Source organism: Paenibacillus radicis (ex Xue et al. 2023) (assembly GCF_024722015.1).
Lineage (GTDB): Bacteria > Bacillota > Bacilli > Paenibacillales > NBRC-103111 > Paenibacillus_S.
In genome coordinates this window covers 296,847-308,505 of record NZ_JANQBD010000008.1, presented here as the reverse complement: position 1 = coordinate 308,505, position 11,659 = coordinate 296,847, and the positions used below count along the sequence as shown (strand labels likewise).

Below are 11,659 nucleotides of genomic sequence, written 5' to 3'. Positions count from 1 at the left end.
CGCGCCTTCATATTGTCCCGGTCCTCAACTCGGTTGCTCTTACAATCTTTCCGAAAATCTGACAAGGGTGAAATCCTGCGAATAAGCGAGCATTCGTGAGAAAACAGAATCGTACTGAGGGAGTTCAATAACCCAGGGAGCAGATCGCCTTCGGCAGCTGCTCCTTTTCCGTTTAGTAACAGGCCGGATATTTCATTTTGACTTCTGCAGTTCCAAGCAACAATGGTTAGGCATGTTTAACTTCAAACTTCTTTGACTTCTGCAGCACAGTTTATTCTGGAGGGGTGATCAGCAAAAAAATCAAGAGAGCATCAAGGTTAATAGGTACTGGGTTTGTCGGGGTTACATAAGTAAGGAACTAATACAAGGATTGTATCCTTTAAAGGAGGTTTGTTTATGTTTAATAGGAGAATGATTGCTCGTTGCAGTGCTGGTCGTGTACATTTTTACGAACAAATCGTTCATGCAGGTTTCCGCCGGCTCGGTAAAGGGTTAGGGAAGTTCTTAACCCAAAAGGTATTTATCGGATCAATTTTGTGTCGTCAGCTTGCTACACAAAATTGATCCGATTTTCATTTTGCAACACATTCATTGTTAAAGAGGAATTAGTTGGGATTTATCGAAATTAATGTGAGAACAGGAGGCTGACACGGGGGTGGAAAATAAAAATTTCCCTATAATGCCTATTAACTCGGCTGCCGTTTTTTAACCTATAAGGGCAAGATCTCATAATTACAATTGGAATCACTTTGTATCTGGAAAATCAACGTTTTCCAATAAGGGGGTATTATGAACTCGAAGAATAATAATAAAAAATTGCGCGAGTCATTTGAACAAGCCGCGAATATTTATCAGCAGGCGCGTCCGGATTACCCTGACCAAATGTTCGATGATTTAATCCATACGGCAAATTTAAATCCAGGTGATCATTTGTTGGAAGTGGGTTGTGCTACAGGAAAGGCAACCCTACCGTTAGCCAAGCGCGGATTTAAAATCACGTGCGTAGAACTTGGCGCTGAGCTCGTTACAATTGCCCGTCAAAACCTTGTCGGAATGGACGTTGACATAATCAACGGGAGCTTCGAAGACTGGCAATCGGAGGCAGAGAATGGGTTTGATCTGGTATTCGCTGCAACCGCTTGGAAATGGGTTAACCCAGAAGTTCGGTATATTAAGGCAGGGCAGGTCCTTCGTCCCGGCGGACACCTTGCATTTTGGAACGCAGATCACGTTTTTCCAGACGATGGAGACCCATTCTTCCGTGAAATTCAAACCGTTTACTATGAAATCGGCGAAGGTAAATCGGTAGAAAACAACGATTGGCCACGACCAGGGCAACTTCACGAGCAAAAAGATGAGATAGAGAAAAGCGGCCTGTTTGAGGTTGTTCACATACGACATTTTGATTGGGAGCACATTTATCATGTTGACGAGTACATTAAACTCCTCGAAACCTTCTCTGGGCACATACTCATGGATGAATGGAAACGTGACAAACTCTTCAACGAAATCCGAGTTCGCCTTAATAGTCGTCCAGAAAAGTCGGTTCGCCGCCACTGGGGTGCTGTTCTCCATGTCGCCCGTCGAAAAGATTGACAATGGAGATGTTGGCTTTTCATCGTTAGGCTAGCGAGGAACGTTTGTTCTATATAACGGATTAAAACCTCTCATTTGAAAGAACCTTGATTTAATAGGACTAATGAAGATTGGTAGCCCTTCAAAATAAGCATTAACTGACTCCAAAATATACAGCGGCAATTAATTGGAATATTTTGTATCATAGAAGCAATAAAGAGGCTACTATGAAGGGCTGCCTGAGAGGATGCGGTTAATTGATCAATTCAGATTTTGTAGCAGTACTTAAATTTTTGGTCGAACGTCTTTCCACGAGTAATATTAATTGGGCAATCACAGGAAGTACAAGTTTTGCCTTACAGGGATTGCACTATGATCCAGAAGACATAGATATACAAACAGACAAAAAAGGGGCATATGAAATTGAGTCATTGTTTATGGACCACGTGAGAAGACATGTCGGTTTTTCATCAAGTGGATTCATACGTTCACATTTTGGTGAATTAATTATCAATGGAATATCGGTTGAGATCATTGGAGACATTGAAAAGATTGTTGACGGCGAATGGGAAAAGGTTCCTAACCTTAATGAAATAAAGCAACTCGTCAGAGTTTTTAATTTGGAACTTCCAGTTTTGACACTAGAATATGAGGCACAAGCATATGAAAAGCTTGGTCGAAAAGATCAAGCAGAAACTCTTTTAAAACACATCAGCAATCCTAATATATTTAACTACCATGAAAGAACGGATTAACTTTGATTCTTTGTGGTGCAACTCAGAAGGAAGCATGTATGGCTAAACGGAGAACGTTATTTCAATAAAAACAGCCCCAGTCTAAGACTTATTTTCATTTCCGGGACTGCAGCTAAAAAGTAGCTGTTTACAACTTATTTTCGAGAGTCGCTGTTCCACCAAGTCGCGCATATAGGATGTAATCAATGACTGCTGGCTCGAACCCTCCCGCGCAGAGTGCAGCGTTGATGATACTGGCCATGTAAGGCGACATGCATCAAAATGTCTCGCGCGGACGTCTCGAACGGTGCTCCGGCCTGGCTACGATAAAGCGATCGAATTGTCCAATCGATCTTCAGGTAGGGCATCGAGCCACTCCCGGAAGCCACTTTCGTTCTCCTCGATCAGCGCGGCGCATTTAGCTGGTTTTGTTGTATAATATTGGGGGGGGGGAAGGATCTATGATGATAATAAACTCTAAGAAGGCAAACTATTTAATAGCAATATCAGTTTTATTGATGTATACATGTATCGGGTACCTAATCGATATTGATGTCTTAAAATTATTTACTATCCGAACAAATGAATTTAAAATTAGCATTTTTGGAGTTGCTATATGGATAATAACAGTTATTTTTATTCAGTATATTGGAAAAATTTATAAAAAAAGGCAAATAGATGAGATATAACTGATAAATTTGTCATAGAACTAATAAGCGAGCTTAAACCCGGATTATATGACACGACGGGGCCCGGGACACGATAGTGGAGGAGCTTGCTTCAGGCAGCTCCTCTATTGTTTTATTGAAGTAACGAACAGCATAGAATAACAAAAAGAGCCTGGGAACTAAAGGATTATAAACAAGCATGATGTATATATAAGTAATCTTTGGAGGAATCGGATTTTATGGCAATAGGTCGTTTTCCTGAACGTCTTGTAGTTATTGGGGCAGGGATGGCGGGTTTGGTATGCACTTTGGAGCTTATGAAACAAGGATATAATGTGCGTTTATTAGAGGCAAATAGTCAACCGGGTGGTCGCATTTACACGATGCGGGATCAATTTGCCGACGGAATGTTTTGCGAAATGGGGGCTGCCTTCATTGGAGCGCATCATTTTCTCACATTGAGTTATGCCCAGCAAGCAGGGGTTCAATTAATAAATTTACCAGTCCCCAATAGAAGTTTGTCATATATCGACGGGAGATTAATAATAGATTCTACTGCTGAACCTGCACTATGGCCTGTTTCACTTACAGCTGAGGAAAGAATTTTAGGATATGCGGGGATGTTGGAAAAGTATCTCAAGCCGGGGCTTAAAGCGACGGGTAATCCTTTTTTGCCGGGCTGGCCAACAAAACAAGCGGTACAGCTCGATTCTATGACAATGGAAGAATATCTTAAAGGTCAAGGAGCATCTTCGGGTGCGATTAAGCTGTTTGAAATCGGATATATGCAGATGTTAGGTGATGGTATTCGCAAAGTATCTGCATTACAGCGACTGCTTGACCTTAAAATGGCCAGTTCCGAAAGAAGTACACAGACTATAGCAGGTGGAATGGATCAATTACCGAAAAAGCTTGCCCTTACAATAGGCTCTAATATCAGTTATGGATGTGCTGTGACGCATATTGAACAAAGTAATAAAGGAGTGACGATCCAATATAATAATTCCGGCGAAGCTTTCACTATCTGTTGTGATAGGGTCATAGTGGCCATTCCCTCTACAGTCCTGCGTACCATTCATTTTTCTCCACCACTTAGCAAAGAAAAAAATGATGTCATTCAAAATCAACTTTCTACTTCCGTTACGCGTACCGTCATACAAAGCCGAACTAGATTCTGGAACAATCTAAGTTCTTTTACTACAGTAAATACGGATCTGAAAATTGGATGGTTGCTTGATGCTACATTCACTCAAACGACATCAAGGAGGGGGCTAATTTGTTCGTACTCCTCTGGTGAATCAGCGCGAGAGATATCTAGAGCTGGTAATATTAATTCAGCTGTATCAGAAATGAAACAGGTGTTTCCTGAATTGTCGTATAATTTTGAAGGTGGGACGGTCTTTTCTTGGGATCATAATCCTTACTCCCGAGGTGCGTATGCTTGGTATAAGCCGAAACAGATGATTCGAATGCTCCCAACACTGTCTGCCGAACAAGGAAGAATTTACTTTGCTGGCGATAATACAAGTCTTTTTCCCGGCTGGATTGAAGGTGCGATCTCTTCTGCGTTACGAGCTGTAAATCAAATTATTGCCAGTAAAAGCATATAGTACAAATTTTTTTTGCAAGAAGAACTATAGTGGAGGAGATAGTTAAACTCAATAAATTTGCACATGGATATGGTAATATTAGTTTATCCATTATGGAGAGGGGATTCTGAGTTGACCGAAAGAACAAGAGTTTTTACAGGTTCTCCATGGGAGCCAGTTGTTGGATATTGTAGAGCCATTCGTGTAGGAAATCGTGTTGAAGTTGCTGGTACAACTGCTATGAAAGATGGTGAAGTTATTGGAATAGGGAGTGCCTACGAACAAACGAAAAACATTATAAAAACCATAGAAGAAGCACTTCATAAAGTTGGAGCGAATTTAACAGATGTTGTTAGGACAAGAATGTTTGTAACGGATATATCAAAGTGGGAAGAGATTGGGAAAGCCCATGGAGAGTTTTTCAAAGATATTCAACCTGTTGCCACTATGGTTGAAGTTAAAGCACTGATTGACTCAAGACTTTTAGTGGAGATAGAAGCAGAAGCTATTGTAAGCGGTGAATAACTTTGTGAGTCTTGAGAAAATTTTTATCCTTCTAATTTAGTGGTATTTTATTCAACAATGAGGTTAGAAAATATGAGAAAAAAATTACTCTGCTCATTTTTGATTTTACTAATAGTATCATCTATTGTTTTAATTTTTTGGACTAAAAGTATCGATAGTAAATTTGTCGTTCCGGTCATAAATAGTTTCTACAGTAATTTTATAGATAAAGATTATTCAAAAATGTACAAATACACAGATTTCAGTAAATACACTCAAAATCCTAACCTATCAAATGAGGGCAAAGCGAACTTGGCACATGGGTTGTTAGATAATGATAGACATTGGTATGGAGAAATAAAAGGACACTCTTTAAAAAGCATAAATTGGAGAGGGTTAAACAAAAGAAGTGCGACAGTTGCTGTTATAGCTCTCGATGGATATGGAAATGAGCAAATCTATTATGATGAAGTTATTATTAAAAAGAAGGATGAGGGTTGGTTTATTACCGAGTATATATCTGGATCACCATGGAGATCCATGAAGATGCCATAATAAAGCTTATATTAAAGAGTTCACACCAACAAAGGAAATGGGAATGTTTCGGTAATTTATTGCTGAAGTAACGATGGTAGAAAATTAATCAAAGGAGCCATTCAAATGGAAAAATCATTATTTGACAACTTCAAGTGGATTAATGAAAGCAAGGCCAAATATGAAGAAGGCAAATTAATTATTGAAGCAACTGCAGCAAGCGATTTTTTCTGTAATAATGGTGCTGTTTCCGAAACAGGAATTTCACCGGAAAATCTTTATAATGCTCCATTTTATTATAAGGAGGTTACTGGGGATTTTGTTATGTGTGTTCAGGTTTCTCATGAATTCAAGGACACGTATGATGCGGCAACGATTATGGTTATGCAAGATTTGCAAATATGGGCTAAAGCATGCTTTGAGAAGACAGACTTTGATACGCATGCTGTAGTAAGTGTTGTCACGAATCATACTTCGGAATGGATGTAATATTAATGGAAATACGGTATGGTTACAAGTAGCAAGAGTAGCTAACAATTTTTCTTTCCATTATTCGTTAGATGGGGTCAAGTTTGACATGATGAGATTCTTTAGCTTGCCAGTCGATAAGACAATCAAGGTGGGATTTGTAGCGCAATCACCGACAGGCACAGGCGGAGACCGAATCTTTCACAACTTTTCATTGACTAATAAAACGGTAAACAATATTCGGTATAGTGTATAATCTGCACAAAATAAAAGTTGATTGCAAGTTGAATAAACTATAGTGAAAAACAGTCGAATTTGGGCTGTTTTTTTAATTCTTCAAATTGTGTGAGTTTTGCCATCAAAAAATCTTAAAAATGCCCTTGTATAAACTTAAAAACGTCCCTTTGATTAATTACAGTTCTTAGAGTATATTTTCGTGTAACCGAATACAAAACTCATAACAATTGAAGCCTCAGTTCAAGGAATGGGGAAAATTAACGGCATTAACAAATATGAGTGGTCCTGACTATTTAACACGTTTTACTGGAACTTATCGTTATGAAACGGAATTTGAGTGGAACGAGTCCGTGAGCCAAATTCAGTTAGATTTGGGTGAGGTCTATGAAACGGCAGAAGTATGGTTAAATGGCAAACAAGCCGGGGTACGCATCTGTCCTCCTTACTGTTTGGAGATCAATGGCCTGATAAAGAAGGGCAACAACAAGCTTGCCGTTGAAGTTACGAATACGTTGGTGAAAGATCAGCGTGACTTCTTATCGTCCTTTGCACAGCAGGAACCAAGCGGACTCTTAGGTCCCGTCAAGGTGAAAAGTATCATTGATTCCGAAAGTTGAAGGGAATGAACTTATACACCGGTTAAAAGTTCGGCATACGGCATAGCTAGTCAAGGGTCCGTCCGGTTTTGATCCGAAAACGATTGGATATGTACGAAAAGCCTCATCTCGGTTTAACCGGGGTGAGGCTTTTATGTATTCGCGTCTTCTATAACAACGATAATCATTACGTCAGATATTTGCTCAGACATGTCATGGCTTAAGAAAAGAGTATTGTTGTAATAAATACGAGCTTATATAATCAATGAATCAAAGGCGATGAAGTTAAGAATGGGGGGACATGGGAATGATTATGAGTCGTCAGAAGAATGATTTCAAAGGAAGTGGCATGTAGTAAAAGTAAATCCCACATGCAATCAAACTAAAGCTTACAGGAGGACTCAATGAACGGGAAACGCCTATTAAGTATGGTTGTCACATTCGCGCTTGTTTTAAATTTACTATTGTCGGGGATTCCTTTGTTCGTTCCGGCAGTACAAGCCGCCGATGAATACGTAATAACCGATATCATTAACGATGACTATGAAAGTATGACAGGTCGTACTGATCTGGAAGCCAACGGCTATGTAATCACGCCTAATCCAGGAACGCCTACTAATGATATAGCAGTTATTAATGCAAGTGGCATAGCAAACCCGACGGTTAACAATGACAAGACGGGTAAAGTTTTGCAGGTGAAGGATGCTGTTACTACGGGCGACACCAAGTTTGTCCGCAAGCTGCCTTCGTCCGCTACCGGTCTTGTAACTGTCGATTTCGACTGGCGCGTCGAGAAGACCGCCTTGGACAGCCATGGCTATAAAGTAATGAGGGTTGAGAATCAGGCCGGTAACGCGCTAATAGAATTGAGGCTCAGCGATAATGGGACGAACTTGTCCCAATATTTGTACAGCGCCAAATCTAACAAAAAGGTTATTGCAGGCTATCAGAAGGACGTTTGGTATCAGGTTAAGCTTGAAATCGATACCAATGCCAAAAAAGCCCAAGCGTACGCACGGGCAGGTTCTTCTGGAGCGTACGTGACAGCAGGCCAGTTCGAATTATCTGAGACGGAAGCAAATTCGGCGGCTGAAGTTTCGCAGTTGTCTGGCTTTACAACGACCGAACAGACATCGAACATGTACTACGATAATATTAAAGTATCTACGAAAATCGTCCGTCCAGCTGCGCCGACCGGCTTAACGGCTGTGGCAGGTGATGCAAAAGTTAATCTGTCCTGGACAGCAATAAATGGGATGAGCTATACCGTTAAGCGTTCGAATACAAATGGCGGCCCATACACGAGCGTTCAGTCCGGCATTACAACTGGTTCTTATGTGGACAATGGGTTAAACAATGGCACAACCTATTACTTTGTGGTGTCCGCTAGTAGTAACGGTCTGGAGAGTACGGACTCCTCGCAGGCTACGGCTACACCGCTGAAGCCGCAACCGCCAGCCAAGCCTACAGGGTTGACTGCCGCAGCGCAAAACAGCCAGGTTATATTGAACTGGAATGCTGCAGCCGGAGCACAAAGCTACACGGTTAAATATGCTACGACCAGCGGAGGTCCTTACATCTCTGTAACGGGCATTGCATCCAACTCGCACACGGTAACAGGCTTAACCAACAATACAACTTATTACTTTACGGTTTCCGCTGTGAATGAAGTAGGTCCGAGCGGAGACGTAACAGAAGTGCAGGCAAAACCGGTGCAATCGCCACCGCCGCTGCCGCCTACAGGTGTAAAGGCTACTGCATCTGACGCTAAGGTAAACGTATCGTGGAGCGCTGTAAACGGAGCGACCAGCTACAATGTGAAGCGGAGTACGGACGGCCAGAACTTTACGGCTGTGGCTACAGGCGTGACAGCGACTAACTACACGAATACCGGCTTGACTAATGGTACGACTTATTACTACGTTGTAACGGCTGTCAACATCGACGGTGAGAGTGTAAATTCAGCTGCTGTCTCCGTTGCTCCTGTACCGCTGGATGCTTTTAGTCCTACATTATCCAAGAATGGAGGTTGGTTTGAAACGGCCTATGTGGAATGGGCGCCTGTAAGCAATGCTCAGGGCTATAATGTATACGTTAAACCTGTAAGTGCATCGGATTCACAATATGTACAAATTGATACTCAATTAATCCGCAGATACGCTGCATATTGGAGAGCTGACGCTACTGGGCTTGCAGCTGGAGATTATGTAATGAAAGTTGAAGCGGTACTGCCAGATGGTTCAAGAGCAAGTGCTGTTTCCGATATACTATCCGTAGCGAAGCATGACAGATCTGGATTTGCTTTTTCAGCAAGCTCACCATTTAAAACGGGTTCAGGTGCTTATAATAACGATGGTACACTGAAGAGTGGCGCTCAAGTTCTTTATGTAACATCTGCGACTGCAAAAACAGTTACCCTTGATGTAATAACCAGCAGCAAAGGTGCTGTAACAAAAGGCGTTGGTATAGGTGAAATTTTAAAACTAAGACAAAAAGGCTATGATAAAACGCCACTTGCATTCCGATTCATTGGAAAAGTTACAGCTTCTGACATGAGTGGGCAACTTAACAGCAGTGGATATCTTGAAGTAAAAGGTAAATCAAATTATGACGAAATGAATGTTACGCTTGAAGGTATCGGAGACGATGCTTATGCGTATGGATGGGGATTCCTGGTTAGATATGCCGGTAATGTAGAAATAAGAAACTTAGGCGTGATGTTATTCCCTGACGATGGCATTTCACTTGATACAGGTAATGTTAATGTTTGGCTGCATAATAATGATATTTTCTATGGAACTGCAGGAGGAGATGCTGACCAAGCCAAAGGTGACGGTTCAACTGACCTTAAAGGCGCATCGACGTATATCACAATCTCGTACAATCACTACTGGGATTCCGGAAAATCTTCACTGGTTGGTTTGAGTGAATCATCTGAATTTTTTGTAACCTTCCACCATAATTGGTTTGATCATTCAGACTCTCGTCATCCACGTGTAAGAACGGGAACTATTCATGTATATAATAACTTCTATGATGGAATCGCAAAATATGGCGTTGGCGCTACAACAGGAAGTTCCATCTTTGTAGAATCCAATTATTTTAGAAATGCTAAAAATCCAATGATGATTTCTTTACAAGGAACGGATATTAAAGATGGTGTTGCTAATGGCACATTCTCCGGTGAAACTGGAGGTATGATTAAAGCCTACAATAATATTATTGTTGATCCCGGAAATCTTATTTACGCAAATTCCAATACAGGAACAGCTCCGGCTAATGCAACATCATTTGACGCATATCTGGCATCGTCAAGAAATGAAGCGGTTCCCAGTTCATACCTAACATTAAAAGGTGGAACAGCTTATAATAACTTTGATACCTTGGTCGATACGGGAGTAAATGCAGCTAATATTGATGCCGTAAGTAATGTTGAACAAATGGTTACGGCAAAAGCCGGACGCCTAAATAAGGGAGACTTTACTTGGGAGTTTAATAATTCGATCGATGACGCATCGTATAGCATTAATGCAGCACTCATGAATAAAATAAAAGCTTACACAGCTCAACTTTTATCTGTAGGGGGCAATTCAACTGAACCAACGCCAACTCTGACACCATCCGCTCCAGGCTCCGTCATTGCTTCAGCGGGCGATGCCAAGGTTACGCTCTCCTGGGCAGCCTCTTCAGGTGCAACGTCTTATACCGTGAAGCGAAGCACTAGCCAAAACGGTACGTTTTCAACGATTGCTTCTAATGTAACGCTGACATCTTACGTAGATTCAGGCTTAACGAACGGAAGCGCTTACTTCTATGTAGTAACAGCTGTTAATGCGAATGGTGAAAGCTTGCCGTCGGGTCAAGTAAGTGCAACGCCTGCGGTACCTGTTGGCAACACGCCGAGTGTATCGCTACCTAGCGTACAGCCGGTTGCATTCGGCACAACCTTTAATACGAAGTACGGTTTGAGCAACGTTTCAAGCGCTATTTTTGCACAAGACATCACATTCCAATACGACAGTGACAAATTAGAGTTTGTCTCTGCGGAGTCTTTAAAGGCTGGATTATCCATTGTTCAGGTGAAGCAGGATACGCCGGGCCAAGTTCGTCTTATAGTGGCAAGTTTGGGCCAAACAGCTGCTGTTTCGACGGATGAGCTTTTGATCCAACTGAATTGGAAAGCAAAAACACTTACCCAAAGCGCAACGGCAACGATCACGGCTCTAAACGTGAAGCTTGCAGGAAGCAGCGGAGATATTACACAGGCTTCAGCAGCCTCTGTATATGTTCAGCTAGCAAATGGAGTGAATTTGACTGCATTGCAGGCAGCAATTACAAATGCTGAAACTTATCATAGCTCCGCTGTGGAAGGAACGAACATAGGCCAATACCCTCAAGGATCAAAGGCTGCATTGCAGGCCGCAATCGATTCTGCGAAGGCTGTTTTGTCGAACGAAACCTCGACGCAGCAGCAGGTAGAAGGAGCGGCAGCAACACTGAATGCGGCGCTGGAGTCGTTTAAAGAGAAGGTAATTAAAACGATACCGGGCGATTTGAATGGCGATCAAATAGTCAATGTAGGTGACCTTGCCATTCTTGCAGCAGCTTATGGACTTACCTCCGGTCAAGAGGGATGGAATGACATAAAGCATTTGGATTTTAACAATGATGGCGTCATTAACATTGTTGATCTTGTGCATTTGGCTAACCTTATCCCGTAATCAGTCAAGAGAACAGTGGGGGGAGCGATCTCC

The 11,659-nt window shown here is 41.7% G+C and carries 9 protein-coding genes; all 9 read left to right on the top strand.

Features of this window, described 5'->3' with window-relative positions; genetic code table 11:
- The first annotated feature begins 789 nt into the window (after positions 1 to 789).
- The 9 genes from NV381_RS13505 to NV381_RS13465 all read left to right on the top strand — a co-directional run bounded on the left by NV381_RS13505 (position 790) and on the right by NV381_RS13465 (position 11,626).
- Positions 790 to 1,596 carry a class I SAM-dependent methyltransferase gene (locus NV381_RS13505; protein WP_258213812.1) on the top strand — a complete coding sequence of 269 codons (807 nt, stop codon included), beginning with the start codon at positions 790 to 792 and terminating at the stop codon, positions 1,594 to 1,596.
- 236 nt (positions 1,597 to 1,832) lie between these two features.
- The gene (locus NV381_RS13500; protein ID WP_258213811.1) at positions 1,833 to 2,330 is read left to right on the top strand and encodes a nucleotidyltransferase domain-containing protein; all 498 of its coding nucleotides are present in this window, start codon (positions 1,833 to 1,835) and stop codon (positions 2,328 to 2,330) included.
- 886 nt (positions 2,331 to 3,216) lie between these two features.
- Positions 3,217 to 4,587 (top strand): flavin monoamine oxidase family protein, encoded by a 1,371-nt coding sequence (locus tag NV381_RS13495; protein WP_258213810.1) that lies wholly within the window; start codon positions 3,217 to 3,219, stop codon positions 4,585 to 4,587.
- Positions 4,588 to 4,698: 111 nt separating this feature from the next.
- Entirely contained in the window at positions 4,699 to 5,091 is a 393-nt protein-coding gene (locus NV381_RS13490; protein ID WP_258213809.1) for a RidA family protein, read from the top strand.
- A gap of 72 nt (positions 5,092 to 5,163) precedes the next feature.
- Positions 5,164 to 5,625 (top strand): hypothetical protein, encoded by a 462-nt coding sequence (locus NV381_RS13485; protein ID WP_258213808.1) that lies wholly within the window; start codon positions 5,164 to 5,166, stop codon positions 5,623 to 5,625.
- Positions 5,626 to 5,730: 105 nt separating this feature from the next.
- Positions 5,731 to 6,093, top strand: a complete 363-nt coding sequence (locus NV381_RS13480; protein ID WP_258213807.1) for a DUF1349 domain-containing protein — start codon at positions 5,731 to 5,733, stop codon at positions 6,091 to 6,093.
- Complete coding sequence (locus NV381_RS13475; protein WP_258213806.1) at positions 6,059 to 6,328, top strand: DUF1349 domain-containing protein; 270 nt, start codon at positions 6,059 to 6,061, stop codon at positions 6,326 to 6,328. Before NV381_RS13480 ends, NV381_RS13475 begins: the two co-directional genes overlap by 35 nt.
- A gap of 208 nt (positions 6,329 to 6,536) precedes the next feature.
- Positions 6,537 to 6,926 carry a glycosylhydrolase-like jelly roll fold domain-containing protein gene (locus NV381_RS13470; protein WP_328517114.1) on the top strand — a complete coding sequence of 130 codons (390 nt, stop codon included), beginning with the start codon at positions 6,537 to 6,539 and terminating at the stop codon, positions 6,924 to 6,926.
- A gap of 383 nt (positions 6,927 to 7,309) precedes the next feature.
- On the top strand, positions 7,310 to 11,626 hold the full coding sequence (locus NV381_RS13465; protein ID WP_258213804.1) for a fibronectin type III domain-containing protein: 4,317 nt from the start codon (positions 7,310 to 7,312) through the stop codon (positions 11,624 to 11,626).
- The last annotated feature ends 33 nt before the right edge of the window (positions 11,627 to 11,659 follow it).